This is a genomic window from Kitasatospora sp. NPDC024654, from assembly GCF_055559155.1.
Genome location: NZ_JBVHLF010000005.1, coordinates 186,891 through 207,238 on the forward strand (window position 1 = coordinate 186,891; position 20,348 = coordinate 207,238).

Here is a 20,348-nt window from a genome sequence, read left to right on the forward strand (position 1 = left end):
GATCATGTCCAAGCTCACCATGTCGAAGGCCATCAACGAGGGCCTGCGCGCGTGTCTGGAGACCGACCCGAAGACCCTGGTGATGGGTGAGGACGTCGGCAAGCTCGGCGGCGTCTTCCGGGTCACCGACGGCCTGCAGAAGGACTTCGGCGAGGACCGGGTGATCGACACCCCGCTCGCCGAGTCCGGGATCGTCGGGACGGCGATCGGTCTGGCGCTGCGCGGCTACCGGCCGATCGTGGAGATCCAGTTCGACGGGTTCGTCTACCCGGCCTTCGACCAGATCGTCTCCCAGCTCGCCAAGATGCACGCCCGCGCGCTCGGGCACGTCAAGATGCCGGTCACGGTCCGGATCCCGTACGCGGGCGGCATCGGCGCCGTCGAACACCACAGCGAGTCGCACGAGGCGTACTTCGCGCACACCGCCGGCCTGCGGGTGGTCACCCCGTCCAACCCGGACGACGCCTACTGGATGCTCCGCCAGTCGGTGGAGTGCGACGACCCGGTGATCTTCCTGGAGCCGAAGGCCCGGTACTGGGACAAGGCCGAGATCGGCTCGGCGGCGGCGCTGGACCTGCACGCCGCCCGGGTGGTCCGCCCCGGCACCGACCTGACGCTGCTCGCCTACGGGCCGATGGTCAAGGTCTGCCTGGAGGCCGCCGCGGCCGCCGAGGAGGACGGCCGCCGGCTCGAGGTGGTCGACCTGCGCTCGCTCTCCCCGGTGGACTTCGCCACCCTGGAGGCCTCGGTCAAGCGCACCGGCCGGGCCGTGGTGGTGCACGAGGCACCGGTCTTCATGGGCATGGGCGCCGAACTGGCCGCCCGGCTGACCGAGAAGTGCTTCTACCACCTGGAGGCCCCGGTGCTCCGGGTCGGTGGCTACCACGCGCCGTACCCGCCGTCCCGGGTGGAGGAGCAGTTCCTGCCCGACCTGGACCGGGTGCTGGACGCCGTCGACCGCGCGCTGGCGTTCTGAGAGAGGCGACCATGAGCACCGATGTTCGCGCGCTGCGCGAGTTCAAGATGCCCGACGTCGGCGAGGGGCTGACCGAGGCCGAGATCCTCAAGTGGTACGTCCAGCCCGGGGACACCGTCGCCGACGGGCAGGTCGTCTGCGAGGTGGAGACCGCGAAGGCCGCGGTGGAGCTGCCGATCCCGTTCAACGGGACGGTCGAGGCGCTGCACTTCCCCGAGGGCACCACGGTCGACGTCGGCACCGCGATCATCGCGATCGCGGTGGAGGGGGCCGCCCCGGCACCGGCCGCCCCGCCGGCGCCCGCCGCTGCCGCCGCCCCGGCGGACCAGCCGGAACGCCGCGAGGTGCTGGTCGGCTACGGGCCGCGCACCGGCAGCGTCCAGCGCCGGGCCCGCCGCACCGTCGTCGCCGCCGCCCCGGCCGCGGTCACCCCGGCCCCGGCCCCGGCCGCGCCGGCCCCGGTCGCCGCGCCCGCCCCGGCGGCCGTGGTGGCCACCGAGCGCCCGCTCGCCAAGCCGCCGGTCCGCAAGCTGGCCAAGGACCTGGGCATCGACCTGCGCACGGTCCTGCCGACCGGCCCGGACGGGATCATCACCCGCGAGGACGTGCACGCCGCCGCCGCTCCGCCGGCCGCCGTGCCCGCCGCGGTGGCCGCCGAGGCGGCTCCGACCGAGGCGGCGGCAGCCGTCCCGGCCGGGGTGGACCAGCGGATCCCGGTCAAGGGCGTCCGCAGGGCCACCGCCCAGGCGATGGTGGCCTCCGCCTTCACCGCCCCGCACGTCACCGAGTTCGTCCAGGTCGACGTGACCCGCACCATGAAGCTGGTCCGCAAGCTCAAGGAGAGCGGCGAGCTCGGCCCCGGCGTCCGGGTCAGCCCGCTGCTGCTGGTCGCCAAGGCCCTGCTCACCGCGATCAGGCGGCACCCGGAGATCAACGCCAGCTGGGACGAGGCCAACCAGGAGATCGTCCTCAAGGGCCAGGTCAACCTGGGGATCGCCGCGGCCACCCCGCGCGGCCTGATCGTGCCGAACATCAAGAACGCCGGCGCGCTCACCCTGGCCGGCCTCGCGATCGAGCTCGGCGTCCTGGTCGACACCGCGCGGCAGGGCAGGACGGCGCCGGCCGACATGACCGGCGGCACCGTCACCATCACCAACGTCGGCGTCTTCGGCGTGGACACCGGCACCCCGATCCTCAACCCCGGCGAGGCCGCCATCCTGGCCTTCGGCGCGGTCCGGGAGCTGCCCTGGGTGCACAAGGGCAAGGTGGTCCCGCGTCAGGTCACCACGCTGGCGCTCTCCTTCGACCACCGCCTGGTCGACGGCGAGTTGGGCTCCAAGGTGCTGGCCGACACCGCGGCCATCCTGGAGCAACCGAAGCGCCTGCTCACCTGGGGCTGACCCGGGAGCGTCGCGACCGGCCCCGGGACACCCGTCCCGGGGCCGGTCCCGTGCCGGGGTGCGTTGCGCCGTTCCGGTGAGCTCTCCGATCGAAAGTCAGATGATCTGTTCGGGCGGGGTACCTCTTGGTGACCCCCCACCCGAGCGCCCGCCGGGTGACCGGAGCACCGAGGACCATCCGTATGGCGCCTGGCAACCCTGGCCGTCTCATCCGGAGTCTGGCCGCACTCGCCCTGCTCGCGGCAGCCGTGCTGCCCACCGCCCTGGAGGCGGCCGGGCCGGCACCGTTCACCGTGATCGGCCCCGCCGCCGGCGGGGTGACCGACCGCGCGGTCCCCCCGCACGGCCCCGGCGGCGCGGTCGGCGCGCGGGTCCGCCGCCTCGGCGCCGCCCCCACCGTGGACATACGCCGGACGGGTGAGCCGGGGAACCGGATCACCCTGGTGCTGCTCGGCGACGGCTACACAGCCGCCCAGCAGGACCTCTTCCGGCAGCAGGCCGACCAGGCCTGGCGCTCGCTGATGGAGATCGAGCCGTTCCGCAGTTACCAGGGGTACTTCAACATACGGCGGGTGGAGGTGGTCTCCCCGGTCGCCGGGATAGCCGAGGGGCAGGGCAAGGGGCACAAGCCCGTCACTCCGCTGGGCATGCACTTCTGGTGCGAGGGCACCGCGCGGCTGCTCTGCGCCGACGAGGTGGCGACCGCGCGCTACGCGGGGGCGGGGGAGGGGCCGCAGTACCTGATCGCGCTGGCCAACTCCACCGAGTACGGCGGCGCCGGGGGCACCGGGGTGACCACGCTGGCGGGCGGCAGCCCGGACGCCGGCCGGATCATCCAGCACGAGATCGGACACACCGTCGGCGACCTGGGCGACGAGTACGACACCGCCCCGCACGACGCGGACTACCCGAACCTCTCCACCCAGAACGCCGACGTGATGCGCCGCGACCACCTCAAGTGGTGGCGCTGGCTGGGCGCCCAGTCGCCGGAAGGCGGCGGCCTGGTCGGCGCCTACCGCAGCGCCAACGGGATCTACCGGCCGACCCCCGACTCGGTGATGCGCACCCTGGGCGGCACCTACAACCTCCCCTCACGTGAGGCGATCATCGAGCAGATCTACCGCCGGGTGAACCCGCTGGACGGCGTCTCGCCCAACCCCGGCGACGTCAGCGGCCGGCCCCGGCTGACCGTCCGTCCGCTGCCGCTGAGCGGCGGCCGGCAGCTCTCGGTGGTCTGGCGGGTGGACGGCCGCGAGGTGCGCCCGCAGGCCCCGGACGGCACCTGGTTCGACCCGGCGGCCCTGCCGCTGCTGCCCGGCCAGCGGGTGACGGTCAGTGCGACGGTGCGCGACACCACGGACTGGGTGCGCGACGAGGACTTCCGCAACCAGCGGATGACCCGGACGGTGAACTGGGTACTCACCGGATGAACTGATGGGATGACTAGTCTGGGCGCACTATGACCGTGGAACCCGGCCCGACCCGTACCTCCGCTCTCATCCCCGCTCCCCGGACCACCGAGCCCTGCGCCGCCGGGACCGGCCCCGCCGAGCCGCCCGGCGGCCGGGCGGCCTGGTGCGCCTGGGGGATCGCGGTCAGCGTCTACGTCCTCGCGGTGATCCACCGCACCAGCCTCGGGGTGGCCGGGCTGGACGCCGCCCACCGCTTCGGCATCGGTGCCTCCCAGCTCTCCGCCTTCTCGATCCTCCAGGTGCTGGTCTACGCGGCCATGCAGGTGCCGGTCGGCCTGCTGGTCGACCGCTTCGGCCCGCGCCGGGTGCTGCTGCTCGGGGTGCTGCTGCTCAGCGTCGGCCAGCTGGCCTTCGCCTTCAGCCCCTCGTTCGCCCCGGCGCTGGCCTCCCGCGCGGTGCTGGGCTGCGGCGACGCGATGACCTTCATCAGCGTGCTGCGGATCTCCGCCCGCTGGTTCCCGGCCGCCCGCAACCCGCTGGTCGCCCAGCTCACCGGGCTGGCCGGGATGGGCGGCAACCTGATCACCACCGTGGTGCTCGCCCAGGCCCTGCACACCGAGGGCTGGACCACCACCTTCACCGCCGTCGCGCTGCTCGGGGTGGGCGTCTTCGCGCTGGTCGCGCTGCTGCTGCGGGAGACCCCGGACGGCTCGCCGGCCACTGGGCCCGAGGCCCCCGACGCCGCGCGGCCGCCGGTGCGGGCCCAGGTCCGGCAGTCCTGGCGGCAGCCCGCCACCCGGCTGGGACTCTGGGTGCACTTCACCACCCAGTTCCCGGCCAACGCCTTCGCCCTGCTCTGGGGGCTGCCCTACCTGGTGGAGGGTCAGGGGATGGGCCGGGGCGAGGCGGGCGGCCTGCTCACCCTGCTGGTCTTCAGCAACATGTTCTTCGGGCTGCTCTTCGGCCGGCTGCTCAACCGCGGCCCGCGGGCCCGGATGCCGATCGTGCTGACCACGATCGCCGCCACCGGCGGCTGCTGGGCGGCGGCGCTGGCCTGGCCGGCCGGGCGCCCGCCGCTCTGGCTGCTGGTCACGCTGCTGCTGGTGATGGGAAGCAACGGCTCGGCCTCGCTGGTCGGCCTCGACTACGCCCGCTCGCACAACCCGCCCGAGCGGCTGGGCACCGCCTCCGGCATCGTCAACATGGGCGGCTTCCTGGCCACGATGATCACGCTCTTCGGGATCGGCGTGCTGCTCGACGCGCTCTCCCCGGCCGGCGCCTCGAGCTACTCGGCCCAGGCGTACCGGGTGGCGTTCTGCTGGATGTACGTCCCGCTGCTGGTGGGCACCGTGATGATCCTGCGGCTGCGCCGCCGGCTGCCCACCGGGTAACGGGCAGCCGGCGGGCCGTCAGGGGGTGACCGCGAAGTGGGCCAGGATCCGGCCGGCCAGCTCCGCGTCGCCCTCGATCCGCACCCGGTCGGCGACCGCCTCCGGGCGGACCCGTCCGCAGGCCAGTCGCAGGAAGGTCTCCCAGTCCAGGCCGAACTGGACGTCCGGGCCGAGGGTGATCCGGCTGTCCAGCGTGCCCCGCCCGCGCTCGTCCACCCGGACGGTGCGCAGGAACTCCAGCGGACCGGTGACGTCGAAGGCCACCGTGCTCCCGGCCGGCGCGCCGGCCCGCTTGGCGACCACCTTGGGCAGCTGGGCCAGCAGGTGGTCGCGGCTCAGCTGGGCGCCCGGCGAGTCCAGGCCGCCGGGCAGGCCCACCGCGCGCCGCAGGTCCTGCTCGTGCACCCAGACGTCGAAGGCGCGCATCAGCAGCAGCCGCGCGTAGGGCAGGTCGATCGCGGCCGGGCCGAGCGGCAACCGCACCACGTCGTCGGCCTGGTGCTTGGCGTCCCGCAGCATCCGCGCCCGCCGGATGATCACGTACTCCAGCTCCGCGGTCATCTCCGGCGGGGTGTGGCAGCGGCGCTTGTCGACCGGCAGTTCGAGGTAGCGGGAGAGGTCGTCCCTGACGTGCCGCAGGTCGCTGGGGAGCGAGTGGATCGGGCGCGGGTCGCCGAGCAGCTCGGACTCGATCGCGATCACGTGCGAGACGATGTCCCGGACCGACCAGCCCGGGCACTCGGTCGGCCGGTTCCAGGAGTCGGCGGGCAGCGTGGCCATCAGCGCCGATATGGACTCGATGGACTGCGTCCAGGCATCGGTGTAGGCCTGCACGGTCTGGTTGTCGGTCACGGGATCTTCTCCGGCCCCTCCGTCGCTGCTGCACGCGCGCCCGCGGCCGAAAACCGGTCCTGCCGGCTCCCGGACGCGCGCGCTAAGCGCACGTTACGCTGCCGGGTGACAGCAGGGCAGCGCTTTCGAGTGACGATCGTAGGTCTCTTGTCGTGGACGGTGGTAGTGTGCGCGCCTCTTTGATCCAACTCTCCGTGTCGGACTCCGAGCCGGCGGCCGAACGGCGGGCCCGCGTCGCCGCCCTGGTCCGCGCGCAGCAGGACGCCGACCTGGTGGTGCTGCCCGAGCTGTGGCCGCTCGGTGGCTTCGCCTACGACGCCTGGTCGACCGGCGCCGAGCCGCTGGACGGCCCGACCGTCGAGGCGATGTCGGCCGCCGCCCGCGCGGCCGGGGTCTGGCTGCACGCGGGTTCGATCGTGGAGCGCGACCCGGACGGGCCGATCTACAACACCTCGCTGCTCTTCGCGCCGAGCGGCGACCTGGCGCACACCTACCGCAAGATCCACCGGTTCGGCTTCGACAGCGGCGAGGCGATCGCGATGGGCGCCGGGCAGGAGATCGTCACCGCCACCACCGACCTCGGCGTGCTGGGCCTGGCGACCTGCTACGACCTGCGCTTCCCCGAGCTGTTCCGGGCCCTGCTGGACGCCGGCGCCGAGCTGCTGGTGGTCCCGGCGGCCTGGCCGGAGCGGCGCCGCGAGCACTGGACGCTGCTCGCCCGGGCCCGCGCGGTGGAGGAGCAGGCGTACGTGCTGGCCTGCAACACCGGCGGCGCCCACGCCGGGGTCGAGCAGGCCGGCCACAGCCTGGTGGTGGACCCCTGGGGCCGGGTGCTGGCCGAGGCCGGGCCGGGCGAGGAGGTGCTCACCGTGGAGTTCGACCCGGCCGAGGTGGCCCGGGCCCGGCAGGAGTTCCCGGTGCTGCGGGACCGGCTGCTCGGCATCCCGGCGCCCGTGCAGCGCTGACCCGGGGCGGGGGCCGGTCGGGCCGGCGCGGGGATTTGAGAGGATGATGGCCTTTCGCCCCGCCCGGGCCGGACCACAGGAGGTTGGGCAGATGGCCGTCGTCGGTCAGGGGCGTTCCGCGATCCAGCGCAACAGCCTGCGCGAGCAGATCGCCGGGGCGCTGCGCGAGGAGATGATGGCCGGCCGGCTGGCGGCGGGCAGCAACTTCACCGTCAAGGAGATCGCCGAGCTGTACGGCGTCTCGGCCACCCCGGCCCGTGAGGCGCTGGTGGACCTGGCGGCGCAGGGACTGCTGCGGACCGAGCACCACCGGGGGTTCACCGTCCCGGTGCTGCGCTGGGCCGACTTCCTGGAGATCTTCGAGGCCCGGGCGATGCTCACCGACAGCGCGTTCCGCCAGCTCGGGCTGCGGGTGAGCCGGTACGACTGGTCACGGCTGACCTCGCTGCGCCGGCGGGCGGACGCGGCGGTCCGGGCCGCCCGGGCCGGCCAGTTGGACGTGATGGTCGGCTGCGACCGGCGGTTCTGGCAGGAGGTCTCGGGCTTCCTGGACAACGGGCGGATCGCCGACTACCTGGACTGGCTGCGGGTGCAGTCCTGGATGTTCGCCGCTCCCTACCTACGGGACCGCAGCGAGCCGACCGGGGTGTACTGGGACCGGCATCTCGAACTGGTGGAGCTGATCGCGTCCCGCGACCTGGCCGGCGCGCACCGGATGGTCAACGAGTACAACCTGCACTCGATCCGCCTGCTGGCCGGGCTGACCGGCGAGTCGCTGGAGCACGTCTCGGTGCTGGCGCTGCTGACCGCCGAGCCCACCGGGACGGCCCCCGAGCCGGCCGCCGGGGAGCCGGCCGGCGAGGGTGCGCCCGTCCCGCAACCGCGCGCCGAGCATCCGGCCCCGCCTCCCAGCCCGGGCCGGTAGGGTGGTCCGGGCGTTTGCCGACGCCCGCCGACACCGCCCGGCACGGAGAGGAAAGCTGGCCGTGGCCTGCGATCTCTGGCTCGTCCCGCTCGTGGACGTACTGAGCCACAGCCCCGACAACCCGTTCCGCGACGAGCTCGCGGTCTACAACGCGGCACTGGCCGCGCGCGGCCTGCCGGGGGTGCCGGTCTACGAGTTCGCCCCGGGGACCACCGGTGAGGTCGAGCCGATCGCGGCCTTCGACTACGACTCGCTGCACTTCCTGCGGCGGGCCTACCTGCTGCGGCTCACCGGCTTCGAGATCACCCCGGTGGACGCGCTCGGCGGCGACTACGAGCAGCTGCTGGAGATGTTCGAGAGCACCGCCGAGCAGTCGCACCTGGTCTGGCACTTCGACCACGCCGGCGCCTACGTCCCGATCGAGTTCGAGGTCCCGCTGGTGGACGAGGACCTGCTCTCCTCGGGCGGCCCGCTGGGCTCCTCGTACGGGCTGCTGCGTGAGCTGCAGCTGGTCGCGCCGGCGCTCGGCATCGATCCGCTGGACCCGCCGGCGCCGACCCGGCCGCTCAGCCCGACCGGGCTCGAGCAGCCGTTCGCCCCGCCGCTGGACGACGTGCACCCGTACGCCCGGGAGCGGCACGCCTGGGCCGGGCTGTACGCGGCGGCGACCCGCAGCCTGACCCAGGGGTCGATGGTGGTCTTCGCCTGACCGCCTGACCGCCTGACCGCCTGACCGCCTGACCGCCGCTCGGGCCGCTACCGCAGCGGGCCCTCCGGCGGCCGCTGGCGCGGCATGGTCGGCCGGGTCCCCGGCGGCGGCAGCACCCGCACCTGCGCGCCGGAGCTGCCCTCGGTGCGCGCGCCCCAGCTCCCGGGGGCCTGGGTCGGCAGCTGGGTCATCCGGGCCCGGAACTCCAGCATCCACTCCGAGGTCTCGCTGCGGACCATGTCCGAGACGTCCTCGCAGAACCGCCGCAGCACCCCGAGGCAGCGCTCGGCGGCCTCGCCGGCCGTCCCCTCGGTCGGGCCGAGCACCTCGCGCACGCACTCCGAGGCCCAGTCGAACTGGAACGCCTCCAGTCGCCGCTGCAGGGCCTGGGCGGTGCTCACGTCGCGCATCCAGCCGGAGCTGAACCCGAACGCGCGGTCCGCGCCCAGGCAGCCGGCCGCCAGCGCCAGGCAGACGTACCCCCAGGCGGGGGCGTGCCCGAACCGGCCGGTCAGCGAGACCAGCGGCAAGGTGGCCCCGGCCACCGCGAAGCCGGCCGCGCCGAACCGCAGCAGCCGCGCGAGGCGGCGCTTCCAGACGCGGTCCCGCCGGTACCAGTCGATCGCCTCGACCGCGCGCTCCTCCGACCAGCGGTAGAGCTCCTCCAGCCGCTCGGCCGGCTCCCCCCAGTCCCCGAGCGGGAACTGGCGGGCACTCAGGTCGGCACGGCGGCGCGTGGCGGCGCGGTCCCGGCCGGCGGCGGTCGTGGTGGGCTGGTCCTCCTCGCCGACGTCCTTGCCCCAGGGACTCTCCTCGGGCTGCATTTCGGGCTGGCTCACCTGTGGGGCTCCCTTGACGGGCCGGACCGCCCGGACCGGCCTGACTGCTGGGCGACTGCTGTGGGCACTGCTGGTACTGCCGTACTGCTGGCTGCGAGACGGCGCATGGGCGGCACTGCTGGCCATCCAACAGCACTTCTTACCGCCAAATGGGCGAGCATGCAGGCGCTTCCGGCAGGAAGACCACCCTTTCCGGGCTCAGGAACCCGTGGTGAGCGGGTTGCGGAAGTCGACGGGATTTCACTCCTCCGAGTGAGAGTCTGGTGCGCCGCGGTCGTGACCCGATCCCTCGCTCGGCCGAAGACACAAAGGCCGGGGCGGTTTTCGGTAGTTCCGATGGAGGTTCGCACAGCACCGGTGGACGGCCGGATTCCGCCACCGACTACCCTTGCCAACCGTGAAGGTCCTCGTCATCGGCGGCGGCGCCCGCGAACACGCCCTGTGCCGCTCCCTGTCCCAAGATCCCGCCGTCAGCGAGCTGCACTGCGCCCCGGGCAACGCCGGGATCGCGGCGGTGGCCACCGTGCACCCGGTCGACCAGCTGGACGGTGACCAGGTCACCGAGCTGGCCCGGAAGCTGGCCGCCGACCTGGTGGTGGTCGGCCCGGAGGCCCCGCTGGTGGCCGGTGTCGCCGAGCCGCTGCGGGCGGCCGGCATCCCGGTCTTCGGCCCGTCCGCCGCGGCCGCCCAGCTGGAGGGCTCGAAGGCCTTCGCCAAGGACGTGATGGCCGCCGCCGGCGTGCCGACCGCGCGTTCCTACGTCTGCGCCTCCCCGGAGGAGGCCGCCGCGGCGCTGGACGCCTTCGGAGCGCCGTACGTGGTCAAGGACGACGGCCTGGCGGCCGGCAAGGGCGTGGTGGTCACCGCCGACCGCACCGCGGCGCTGGCCCACGCGGCGGCCTGTGAGAGCGTCGTCATCGAGGAGTACCTGGACGGCCCCGAGGTCTCGCTCTTCGCGATCACCGACGGCACCACCGTGCTGCCGCTGGTCCCCGCGCAGGACTTCAAGCGGGCGCTGGACGGCGACCACGGCCCGAACACCGGCGGCATGGGCGCCTACTCGCCGCTGCCCTGGGCCCCGCCCGGCCTGGTCGACGAGGTGCTGACCACCGTGCTCCAGCCGACCGTGGACGAGCTGCGCCGCCGCGGCACCCCGTTCTCCGGCCTGCTCTACGCCGGCCTGGCGCTCACCTCGCGCGGCACCCGGGTGATCGAGTTCAACGCCCGCTTCGGCGACCCGGAGACCCAGGTGGTGCTGGCCCGGCTGCGCACCCCGCTGGCGGGCGTGCTGCTGGCCGCCGCGCAGGGCCGGCTGGCCGAGCTGGAGCCGCTGCGCTGGCGCGAGGAGGCGGCGGTCACCGTGGTGGTCGCGGCCGAGGGCTACCCGGCCGCGCCGCGCTCCGGCGACGTGATCGAGGGCCTGGCCGAGGCGGAGGCGGCCGACGGCACGGTCTACGTGCTGCACGCGGGTACCCGGACCGACCAGGACGGCCGGGTGGTCAGCGCGGGTGGCCGGGTGCTGTCGGTCACCGCGACCGGCGCCGACCTGGCGCAGGCCCGCGAGCGCGCCTACGCGGGCGTCGCGGAGATCCGGCTGGCCGGCTCCCAGCACCGCACGGACATCGCGCTGAAGGCCGCCGAGTAGGCCCTCGGTCAGGCCCCACCGGGCGCTGCGTCCCCCACCGGACGCAGCGCCCTTCTTCGTTCGCGCGCGCGTCCGCCCCCTGATCCGCCGTGGGCGAACGGTGGGTGGAATCCAGTCGTTCGAGTGAATGCGTTGGCATCCTGCTGACGTCGGCCCCCGATCGCCCGTATGGTGCGCTGCATTGCGGTGCCGCCTCGGGCGCCACCGCGGTCGCCGCCGGGTGGGTCCGCCCGCGTGGGGGGAAGCTGCTGGCAACGGGTCACCGGAAGGCATCCCTACCGGTGCCCGTGGTCCGGAATGCGCGCACTGTCACCGGGACGAGTGGAAACCGGGGCGATCCGGAACATCCACCCGGGTGCGCGCGTCGAAACTGGCAGAAGGACTGGACGGGATGTCGCGCGGCGACCGGTTGTCGCTGCCTTCCGACCGTGAACTGATCGCCCGGATCTCGAACGTCCGACTCCGAAGGGGGTGCAGCGCCGGATGGCCGCTCTCGACGCCGCGGGCGCCCGTGCCCGTGCCGTGCTGCGGATCCGCGGTCTGGCGAGGGCCGCGGCGATCCTGCCGGCCGCCGTCGCCGTGGTGCTGCTCGCCGGGCGGGTGACCGGCCGGATCGGGGCACCTGGCGCGCCGGACGGACCCGGGTGGGACATCGCCCGCTGGGTGGTCTGCGGGATAGCCGTGGCCGCCGGGCTGGTGGCGCTGGCCGCAGCCCGGCGGCATGCCCGGGCCGTCCCGCCGCGCACCCCGGCGGTCCCGGTCCCGCCGCCGGCCGCCCCCGAGCTGTACCGGCTGATCCACGAGCTGGCCGACCGGCTCGGGGTGCCCCCGCCCTCCGCGATCGCGCTCACCCCGGACTGCGACAGCTGGCTGGAGGAGGAGCCGGTGCCGCACCCCGGCCCGCGCGCGCTGCTCCGCCCCGGCCCGGCCCGGGCCGCCCCGGTGCTGGTGGTCGGTTCGCCGTTCCTCTGGTGGATGCGGGCCGGCGAGCTGCGGGCGCTGCTCGCGCCGGTGGTGGCCGGCACGGCCGCCGCCGCCGACCCGGAGATCGCCGCCGCCCGCCGCTTCGTCCGTGGCCTGGACGCCGCGTTCGGCAGCGGCCGGCAGACCCTCCCGACCCGGCTGCTCGACCGGATCACCCGCGCGTTGCTGCGCGCCTGCCGGGAGGACGTCGCCGAGCTGGAGCGCGCGGTCGCCGCCGCCGCCTCCGAGCGGGCCAAGGCGGTCGACTACGGCCTGCGGGTGGCCGCCCAGGGCCAGGTCGGCCTGGCCTACGCGGGCTGGGACCGACTGCTCACCCGGGTGGCGCTGCCCGCCTGGCGGCTCGGCCGCTGCCCGGCCCAGCTCAACGCCGGGGTGGTCGCCGCGCTGACGGAGCTGTCCCGCCGGGACCGGCTGGCCGGGGGGTACGAGAGCCGGCTCGGCGACCGGCCCGCCTGTGACCTGCTGGAGGAGCCGGGCGGGATGGACGCGGCGGTCTCGCTGCTGGCCGCCGAGCTGTTCCATGGTCCGGTCCCCGGCCACCGCGCCGACCTGGACTGGGCGGACTACCCCGAGCAGGTGGTGGACCGCGGCTGGCGGCTGCAGGCGATCTCGGTGCAGGAGGCGCTGGACGCGGTGGCGCCGGCCGAGCCGGGGCTGCCCGGGGAGACCGGCCGGGCGGCGCCGACGCTGGCCCGGCTGCTGGCCGTGCTGGCCGCCGGCCGGGGCGCCGAGCTCGCCCGGGCACTGGCCTCGGCCCGTCCGGAGCCGGTCGCCCCCGGCGGCGCCGAGCGCGGCGGGCGGGAGCTGCTGGCCGACTGCGTGACGGCGATGGTCTGCTGCGCCGCGGTGGACACCGCGGGCGCCCGCCCCGGCCTGGACTGGCTGGACGGCCCGGTGCTGCTGCTCGGCGGAGTGCGCCGCAACGACCTCGCCGACCCGGTGGTGGCGGCGGTCGAGCAGGGCGAGGCGGGTCCGCTGCGGGCCTGGCTGGAGGCGGCCGGAGTCCGGGTGGAGAAGCCGGTCCGGCTGGGCTGAGCCCACCGCCCGTGCCTCCCTGGGCAGTTGCCACCAGTTGCTACCGTTGGGTGACGCAGCGCCAGGACTCTGTGGTGTGCTGGTCGGCACGCACATAGCGGCGGCACGTGCCGCCGGGGGTACAGGGAGGGCGTGTGGACAGGGAGTCGGGTCGCCGCTGGGAGTCCGGGACGCTGGCGCACGGTGTCGCGGACCCGTTCGGCCAGGGGCCGCTGCCCTGGCTGCGCAGTCCTGACCAGTACCTCGCGGGCACCGAGGGCGCGGTCCCCTGGTACGTGAGCACCGACGCGCCGGGCCAGCGCCCGCTGCCGGCCGCCAGCCACCCCGGGGGTGCCTCCCAGCCGCCGGGCTGGGGGACGGCCGGCACCCCGCGCAGCGCCAACGACGTGGAGCAGCAGATCAAGGGCTTCGCCTCGGCCGGAGTGATCCACCCCGGCGGCTCGGTCGACTTCCGGATCACGGTGCACCCGCCGCGCGAGTTCATCGTGGACGTCTACCGGATCGGCCACTACGCGGGCGCCGGCGCCCAGCACATGACGGCCAGTCCGCTGATCCCCGGTCTCCAGCAGCCCCCGCCGCTGGTGGTGGGGCGGACCGTCAGCTGCCACCACTGGTGGCACTCCTGGCGCCTGCAGATCCCCGTGCACTGGCGCCCCGGCGCGTACGTCGCGGTGCTCACCACGGCGGACCAGCGGCACCGCAGCCACATCCCGTTCACCGTCCGGGACCAGCCCGCCGCCGGCCCCTCCGCCGAGCTGCTGCTGGTCCTGCCGGACGTCACCTGGCAGGCGTACAACCTGTTCCCGGAGGACGGCCGGACCGGCGCCAGCCTCTACCACGCCTGGGACGAGCAGGGTGGGCTGGTCGCCGAGGCGGACGCGGCGGTCACCGTCTCCTTCGACCGCCCGCACGCCGGCGCCGGCCTGCCGCTGCACGTCGGCCACGCCTACGACTTCATCCGCTGGGCCGAGCGCTACGGCTACGACCTCGCCTACGCGACCGCCAGCGACCTGCACGCCGGCCTGGTCGAGCCGTCCCGGCACCGGGCGCTGGTCTTCCCGGGCCACGACGAGTACTGGTCCGAGCCGATGCGCCAGGCCGCCGAGCGGGCCCGGGACGGCGGCACCTCGCTGGTCTTCCTCTCCGCCAACACCATGTACTGGCGGGTCGACCTCACCCCGGGCCCCTCCGGCGAGCCCAACCGGCTGCTCAACTGCCGCAAGCGGCAACGGGTTCCGCCCGGTGCGCCGGCCGCCGGACTGCCCGGCGCGGCCAGCGCGCTCTGGCGGGACGCCGGTAGGCCCGAGCAGCAGCTGATCGGCGTGCAGTACGCCGGTCGGGTGGCCGATCCGGTGCCGCTGGTGGCCGGCAACACCGGCCACTGGCTCTGGGCCGGCACCGGCCTGCGGGACGGCGACCACGTGGAGAACCTGGTGGCGGGGGAGGCCGACCGCTACTTCCCCAAGGTGCCGCTGCCGGTGCACAACGAGCGGATCCTGCTCGCCCACTCGCCCTACCGCGACGAGCTGGACCGGCCGCGGTTCCAGGAGACCTCGCTCTACCGGGCGCCCAGCGGCGCGTACGTCTTCGCCGCCGGCACCTTCGCCTGGTCGCCCGCGCTGGACCGGCCCGGCCACACCGACGAGCGGATCCAGCGGGCCACCGCCAACCTGCTGGACCAGCTCTGCAAGGACGGCTGACCCCCGCCTGGCGGGTGCATGAAAGGATTCAGGCCTGCGACCCCCACGCGTGAGGACTGAACGACCTTGAGCGGATTTGTCACGAAGCCCGAGCCGGTGCAGGTGCCCGGCCTGGTCCACCTGCACACCGGGAAGGTGCGCGACCTCTACCGCGACGAGCAGGGCCGGTTGGTGATGGTGGCCAGCGACCGCACCTCCGCCTACGACTGGGTGCTCCCCAACAGCATCCCGGACAAGGGCCGGATCCTCACCCAGCTCTCGCTCTGGTGGTTCGAGCGGATCGCCGACCTGGTGCCCAACCACGTGATCTCCACCGAGGTCCCGGCCGGCGCCCCGGCGGACTGGGCCGGCCGCACCATGATCTGCGACAGCCTGGAGATGTTCCCGGTCGAGTGCGTGGCCCGCGGCTACCTCACCGGCTCCGGCCTGGTCGAGTACCGGGAGAGCCGGACGGTCTGCGGGATCGCGCTGCCCGAGGGGCTGGAGGACGGCTCCGAGCTGCCCGCGCCGATCTACACCCCCGCGCTCAAGGCCGAGGTCGGCGAGCACGACGAGAACGTCGAGTACGAGGAGACCGCGCACCGGATCGGCGCGGAGTGGGCGGCGCTGCTGCGGCAGACCACGCTGGCGGTGTACACCCGGGCCCGGGACATCGCCCGCGAGCGCGGCATCATCCTGGCCGACACCAAGTTCGAGTTCGGCCGCCGTGGCGACGAGCTGGTGATCGGCGACGAGGTGCTGACCCCGGACTCCTCGCGGTTCTGGCCGGCCGACCTGTGGGCGCCCGGGGGCGCCCAGCCGTCCTTCGACAAGCAGTTCATCCGGGACTGGCTGACCTCGCCGGCCGCCGGCTGGGACCGCACCGGCGAGCAGCCGCCGCCGGAGCTGCCGGCCGAGGTCGTCGAGCGGGTCCGAGCCAAGTACGTCGAGGCGTACGAACGGCTGACCGGCACCGCCTGGGCCTGAGCCATCCGGCCTGTGGGCACCGGGTCGGGTGCCCACAGGCCGGGGTGACGAACCTCACCTCCGGGAATGCGAAAAGGGCCCCCACCGGGGACCCTTTTCGCATCTGAGCGGACGACGAGATTCGAACTCGCGACCCTCACCTTGGCAAGGTGATGCTCTACCAACTGAGCCACGTCCGCACGATCTTCACTTGTACTGCACAGCATAACGCTGCTGCGAGCGGACGACGAGATTCGAACTCGCGACCCTCACCTTGGCAAGGTGATGCTCTACCAACTGAGCCACGTCCGCACGGTGCCTTCGGCACCGATCGCTGCTCCCGGTTCCCCGTTGCGGCGACGAGAAATACTCTACCGCATCGTCGGGAGTGGTCGCGCCTCCCTCCCGGCCGAGCCCGTTCGAGCGGGCGGGGAAGGGAGGCGCCGCAGGTCAGTTGGCCTCGGAGAAAGCCTCGTAGACGTGCTTGGGGATGCGGCCGCGGGCCGGCAGCTCCATGCCGCGGGACTGGGCCCAGGCGCGCACGGCGGCCGGGTCCGGTGCGAGCGCGGTGCGACGGAAGGACTTTCCGGTACGGCTCTGGCGGCGGCCGGCCGCGACGAACGGGGCGAGCGCCTCGCGCAGCTTTTCCGCGTTGTCCAGGGACAGGTCGATCTCGTACGACTTCCCGTCGACGCCGAAGTGGACGGTTTCCGCGGCGGCGCCGCCGTCCAGGTCGTCGGAGAGCGTGACGACTACACGCTGAGCCATGGGTGTCAATCCTCTCGGCAATTCGGCTGCCGGGCGCGGTGTTGCCGCGACAGCCCTGTGCTCCGGTTGCCCAAGGGCATACGGGCAGACCGAACGGGCCTGCCGACAGCGCAGCTCCTGCCGCCACCGGTGGCCCTATTCTGCACCCGGAGCATAGAGAAAATCGATGCCCGTTGCATTCTTTTCCGGAATATTCACCTTCCTTCGCCGTCGTACCGATACACCGGGTATCCATGGTCGATCTGTCCGGTGTGCCGGTATTCGGGCGTTCCGGTCGCCGATCCTGTGAGGTTCTTTAAAGGGGGATGAATCGGGCGCCCAGGAGGGCCGGATCCCTTGCGGCGTAAGGGGTGCGGGTCTACGCGCGTCGCTCTCCCCGGGCCGTCGAACGCCCCCAAACCCCCGGTAGGCTGAAGGTCCCCCGCCTTCACGCACCACACCATTGGGAGTGCCAGTGGCACGCGTCGTAGTCGACGTCATGCTCAAGCCGGAGATCCTCGACCCCCAGGGACAGGCGGTGCACCGCGCACTGCCCCGTCTCGGATTCGCCGGGATCGCCGATGTCCGTCAGGGCAAGCGTTTCGAGCTGGAACTGGAGGGCCCGGTGGACGACGCCGCGCTCGCCCGGATCCACGAAGCCGCCGAGACCTTCCTCGCCAACACCGTGATCGAGGACTTCACCGTCCGGGTGGAGGAGTCCCAGTGACCACCCGGGTCGGTGTCGTCACGTTCCCCGGCTCGCTCGACGACCGGGACGCCCAGCGCGCCATCCGGCTGGTGGGTGCCGAGCCGGTCGCCCTCTGGCACCGCGACAAGGACCTGCACCAGGTCGACGCGGTGATCCTGCCGGGCGGATTCAGCTATGGCGACTATCTGCGGGCCGGCGCCATCTCCCGCTTCTCCCCGGTGATGGCCACCATCATCGAGCAGGCGAAGCTGGGAATGCCGGTGCTCGGTATCTGCAACGGCTTCCAGGTACTGACCGAGTCGCACCTGCTGCCCGGCGCGATGCTGCGTAACACCCACCTGCACTTCATCTGCCGCGACCAGAAGCTGCGGGTGGAGAATGCCAACACCGCGTGGACCGTCGATTACCGGGCGGGGCAGGAGATTTCCATCCCGCTGAAGAACATGGACGGCCGCTACACCGCCGATGCCCGCACCATCGACGAGCTGGAGGCGGAGGGTCGGGTGGTTTTCCGCTACCTGGCCAGTACCCCGGATCAGGTGGGTAACCCCAACGGCTCGCTGAATGACATTGCCGGGATCACCAACGCGGCCGGCAACGTGGTCGGCCTCATGCCGCACCCGGAGCACGCCGTGGAACCGTTGGTCGGCACCGGCCGCACCGACGGTCTCGGCTTCTTCACGTCCGTTCTGAAGCAGTTGGTGAGCAGCTGATGTCCCTCGACACCGTCAAGAACGCCGAGCAGACCCCGGACGCCGTCCAGCCCTGGGCCGAGCTCGGCCTCAAGCCGGACGAGTACGCCCGGATCCGCGACATCCTCGGCCGCCGCCCCACCGGCGCCGAGCTCGCGATGTACTCGGTGATGTGGTCGGAGCACTGCTCGTACAAGAGCTCCAAGGTCCACCTCAAGCAGTTCGGCGAGAAGGCCCCGCGCAGTGACGCGATGCTGGTCGGCATCGGCGAGAACGCCGGCGTGGTGGACGTCGGCCAGGGCTACGCGGTCACCTTCAAGGTGGAGTCGCACAACCACCCGTCCTACATCGAGCCCTACCAGGGCGCGGCCACCGGCATCGGCGGCATCGTCCGGGACATCCTGGCGATGGGCGCCCGCCCGGTCGCGGTGATGGACCCGCTGCGGTTCGGCGCGGCCGACCACCCGGACACCCGCCGGGTACTGCCCGGGATCGTCGCCGGCATCGGCGGCTACGGCAACTGCCTGGGTCTGCCGAACATCGGTGGCGAGGTCGTCTTCGACCCCTGCTACCAGGGCAACCCGCTGGTCAACGCGCTCTGCGTGGGCGTGATGAAGCACGAGGACATCCACCTGGCCAAGGCCTCCGGAGCCGGCAACAAGGTGATCCTGTACGGCGCCCGGACCGGCGGCGACGGCATCGGTGGTGTCTCGGTGCTGGCCTCCGAGACCTTCGACGCGACCGGCCCGGCCAAGCGCCCGGCCGTCCAGGTCGGCGACCCGTTCCAGGAGAAGCTGCTCATCGAGTGCACCCTGGAGATCTTCGCCGAGCAGCTGGTGCTCGGCATCCAGGACCTCGGCGGCGCCGGACTCTCCTGCGCCACCAGCGAGTTGGCCTCGGCCGGCTCGGGCGGCATGCGGATCGAGCTGGACAGCGTGCCGCTGCGCGACGCCACGCTCTCGCCGGAGGAGATCCTCATGAGCGAGTCGCAGGAGCGGATGTGCGCGATCGTCGAGCCCGGCAAGGTCGACCGCTTCCTGGAGATCTGCGAGAAGTGGGACGTCATCGCCACCGTGATCGGTGAGGTGACGGACGGTGACCGGCTGGAGATCTTCTGGCACGGCGAGCAGGTCGTGGACGTGCCGCCGCGCACCGTGGCGCACGACGGCCCGGTCTACCAGCGGCCGTACGCCCGGCCGTCCTGGCAGGACGCCCTGCAGGCCGACGCGCCGACCGCCGAGCGGCTCCGCCGCCCGACCACCGGCGCGGAGCTGAAGGACGCGCTGCTGGCCGTGGCGGGCTCGCCGAACCAGGCCTCGAAGTCCTGGATCACCGACCAGTACGACCGGTTCGTGATCGGCAACACCGTGCTGGCCACCCCCGAGGACTCCGGCATGGTCCGGATCGACGAGGAGACCAACCTCGGCGTCTCGATCGCCACCGACGGCAACGGCCGTTACGCCAAGCTGGACCCGTACACCGGTGCCCAGCTGGCGCTGGCCGAGGCCTACCGCAACGTCGCGGCCGGCGGTGCCCGTCCGCTCGCGGTCTCCGACTGCCTCAACTTCGGCTCCCCCGAGGACCCGGACGTGATGTGGCAGTTCGCCGAGGCCTGCCGTGGGCTGGCCGACGCCTGCCAGACCCTGGGCACCCCGGTCACCGGCGGCAACGTCTCGCTCTACAACCAGACCGGCGAGACGGCCATCCACCCGACTCCGGTGGTCGCGGTGCTCGGCGTGATCGACGACGTGACCCGGCGCACCCCGATCGGCTTCGCCGAGGAGGGCCAGCTGCTCTACCTGCTCGGCGACACCGCCGACGAGCTGGGCGGCTCCGCCTGGGCCCAGGTCGCCCACGACCACCTCGGCGGTCTGCCGCCCAAGGTGGACCTGGAGCGCGAGCGGCTGCTCGGCGAGATCCTGATCGCCGCCTCGCGCGACGGCATGATCGACGCCGCGCACGACCTCTCGGACGGCGGTCTGGCGCAGGCCCTGGTGGAGAGCTGCCTGCGCGGCGGCCACGGCGCCCGGGTGATCGTGCCGAGCGAGTTGGACCCGTTCGTCTTCCTCTTCTCCGAGTCGGCGGGCCGCGCGGTCGTCGCGGTGCCGCGCAGCGAGGAGCTGCGCTTCACCGACATGTGCGGCGCGCGCGGCCTGCCGGCCGCCCGGATCGGCGTGGTGGATGGTGACGTCCTGGAGGTGCAGGGCCAGTTCACCGTCTCGCTGACGGAGCTGGCGGACGCCCACACCGGCGTGATCGAGGCCCTGCTGAGCTGACCGCTCCGCGCTGAGAAGCCGTGGGGGGGGGGGGGGGGGGGGGGGGGGGGGCCACGGGGTCTTTGTGTGGGTTTCCCGCCGCGCGTGGGGGTGGGGGAGGCCAAAAGACACGCGCGGGGGGGGGTGGGGCGCATGTATCTGTCCTC

General features: G+C 73.5%; 17 protein-coding genes and 2 tRNA genes. 14 read left to right on the forward strand and 5 right to left on the reverse strand.

Features of this window, described 5'->3' with window-relative positions; translation table 11 throughout:
• Positions 1-4: 4 nt before the first annotated feature.
• The 4 genes from ACZ38L_RS05260 to ACZ38L_RS05275 all read left to right on the forward strand — a co-directional run bounded on the left by ACZ38L_RS05260 (position 5) and on the right by ACZ38L_RS05275 (position 5,179).
• Positions 5-976 carry an alpha-ketoacid dehydrogenase subunit beta gene (locus ACZ38L_RS05260; protein ID WP_396556675.1) on the forward strand — a complete coding sequence of 324 codons (972 nt, stop codon included), beginning with the start codon at positions 5-7 and terminating at the stop codon, positions 974-976.
• Positions 977-987: 11 nt separating this feature from the next.
• On the forward strand, positions 988-2,376 hold the full coding sequence (locus ACZ38L_RS05265) for a dihydrolipoamide acetyltransferase family protein (protein WP_465689398.1): 1,389 nt from the start codon (positions 988-990) through the stop codon (positions 2,374-2,376).
• 182 nt (positions 2,377-2,558) lie between these two features.
• Entirely contained in the window at positions 2,559-3,806 is a 1,248-nt protein-coding gene (locus ACZ38L_RS05270; RefSeq protein ID WP_465689400.1) for a M64 family metallopeptidase, read from the forward strand.
• A gap of 29 nt (positions 3,807-3,835) precedes the next feature.
• Positions 3,836-5,179, forward strand: coding sequence for an MFS transporter (locus ACZ38L_RS05275; protein ID WP_465689402.1), 1,344 nt, complete (start codon positions 3,836-3,838; stop codon positions 5,177-5,179).
• Positions 5,180-5,197: 18 nt separating this feature from the next.
• Here the strand turns inward: ACZ38L_RS05275 and ACZ38L_RS05280 are convergent, their stop codons facing one another.
• Complete coding sequence (locus ACZ38L_RS05280; RefSeq protein ID WP_465689404.1) at positions 5,198-6,031, reverse strand: maleylpyruvate isomerase family mycothiol-dependent enzyme; 834 nt, start codon at positions 6,029-6,031, stop codon at positions 5,198-5,200.
• A gap of 167 nt (positions 6,032-6,198) precedes the next feature.
• Between ACZ38L_RS05280 and ACZ38L_RS05285 the strand changes: the two genes are divergently transcribed.
• The 3 genes from ACZ38L_RS05285 (at position 6,199) to ACZ38L_RS05295 (ending at position 8,630) form a co-directional block, all read left to right on the forward strand.
• The gene (locus tag ACZ38L_RS05285) at positions 6,199-6,996 is read left to right on the forward strand and encodes a carbon-nitrogen family hydrolase (RefSeq protein ID WP_465689406.1); all 798 of its coding nucleotides are present in this window, start codon (positions 6,199-6,201) and stop codon (positions 6,994-6,996) included.
• 91 nt (positions 6,997-7,087) lie between these two features.
• Complete coding sequence (locus ACZ38L_RS05290; RefSeq protein WP_465689408.1) at positions 7,088-7,921, forward strand: GntR family transcriptional regulator; 834 nt, start codon at positions 7,088-7,090, stop codon at positions 7,919-7,921.
• Positions 7,922-7,982: 61 nt separating this feature from the next.
• Positions 7,983-8,630: a hypothetical protein gene (locus ACZ38L_RS05295; protein WP_465689410.1), complete on the forward strand. Its 648-nt coding sequence runs from the start codon at positions 7,983-7,985 to the stop codon at positions 8,628-8,630.
• A gap of 47 nt (positions 8,631-8,677) precedes the next feature.
• Here ACZ38L_RS05295 and ACZ38L_RS05300 read toward each other — a convergent pair whose 3' ends face one another.
• On the reverse strand, positions 8,678-9,469 hold the full coding sequence (locus ACZ38L_RS05300) for an SLATT domain-containing protein (RefSeq protein ID WP_465689412.1): 792 nt from the start codon (positions 9,467-9,469) through the stop codon (positions 8,678-8,680).
• Positions 9,470-9,866: 397 nt separating this feature from the next.
• Here ACZ38L_RS05300 and purD point away from each other — a divergent pair, with 397 nt between their 5' ends.
• From purD to ACZ38L_RS05320, 4 genes are all read left to right on the forward strand, one after another.
• Positions 9,867-11,114, forward strand: coding sequence for a phosphoribosylamine--glycine ligase (gene purD, locus ACZ38L_RS05305; protein ID WP_465689414.1), 1,248 nt, complete (start codon positions 9,867-9,869; stop codon positions 11,112-11,114).
• Between the two features lie 483 nt (positions 11,115-11,597).
• The gene (locus ACZ38L_RS05310) at positions 11,598-13,133 is read left to right on the forward strand and encodes a M48 family metalloprotease (RefSeq protein WP_465689416.1); all 1,536 of its coding nucleotides are present in this window, start codon (positions 11,598-11,600) and stop codon (positions 13,131-13,133) included.
• A gap of 134 nt (positions 13,134-13,267) precedes the next feature.
• Positions 13,268-14,833 carry a N,N-dimethylformamidase beta subunit family domain-containing protein gene (locus ACZ38L_RS05315; protein WP_465689418.1) on the forward strand — a complete coding sequence of 522 codons (1,566 nt, stop codon included), beginning with the start codon at positions 13,268-13,270 and terminating at the stop codon, positions 14,831-14,833.
• A 66-nt stretch (positions 14,834-14,899) separates the two neighbouring features.
• Positions 14,900-15,799, forward strand: a complete 900-nt coding sequence (locus ACZ38L_RS05320) for a phosphoribosylaminoimidazolesuccinocarboxamide synthase (RefSeq protein ID WP_465689420.1) — start codon at positions 14,900-14,902, stop codon at positions 15,797-15,799.
• A 106-nt stretch (positions 15,800-15,905) separates the two neighbouring features.
• Here ACZ38L_RS05320 and ACZ38L_RS05325 read toward each other — a convergent pair.
• The 3 genes from ACZ38L_RS05325 to ACZ38L_RS05335 all read right to left on the reverse strand — a co-directional run bounded on the left by ACZ38L_RS05325 (position 15,906) and on the right by ACZ38L_RS05335 (position 16,546).
• Positions 15,906-15,978 (reverse strand) — tRNA-Gly (locus ACZ38L_RS05325).
• 39 nt (positions 15,979-16,017) lie between these two features.
• Positions 16,018-16,090 (reverse strand) — tRNA-Gly (locus tag ACZ38L_RS05330).
• 138 nt (positions 16,091-16,228) lie between these two features.
• A complete protein-coding gene (locus ACZ38L_RS05335) occupies positions 16,229-16,546 on the reverse strand; it encodes a histone-like nucleoid-structuring protein Lsr2 (RefSeq protein ID WP_035847257.1) in 318 nt (105 codons plus the stop codon).
• Positions 16,547-17,000: 454 nt separating this feature from the next.
• Between ACZ38L_RS05335 and purS the strand changes: the two genes are divergently transcribed.
• From purS to purL, 3 genes are read left to right on the forward strand one after another with little or no spacing between them, the layout of a single operon-like run.
• A complete protein-coding gene (gene purS, locus ACZ38L_RS05340) occupies positions 17,001-17,252 on the forward strand; it encodes a phosphoribosylformylglycinamidine synthase subunit PurS (RefSeq protein ID WP_465689422.1) in 252 nt (83 codons plus the stop codon).
• The gene (purQ, locus tag ACZ38L_RS05345; protein ID WP_465689424.1) at positions 17,249-17,947 is read left to right on the forward strand and encodes a phosphoribosylformylglycinamidine synthase subunit PurQ; all 699 of its coding nucleotides are present in this window, start codon (positions 17,249-17,251) and stop codon (positions 17,945-17,947) included. Before purS ends, purQ begins: the two co-directional genes overlap by 4 nt.
• The gene (gene purL / locus ACZ38L_RS05350) at positions 17,947-20,202 is read left to right on the forward strand and encodes a phosphoribosylformylglycinamidine synthase subunit PurL (protein WP_465689426.1); all 2,256 of its coding nucleotides are present in this window, start codon (positions 17,947-17,949) and stop codon (positions 20,200-20,202) included. The genes purQ and purL overlap by 1 nt, the downstream gene beginning before the upstream one ends.
• The last annotated feature ends 146 nt before the right edge of the window (positions 20,203-20,348 follow it).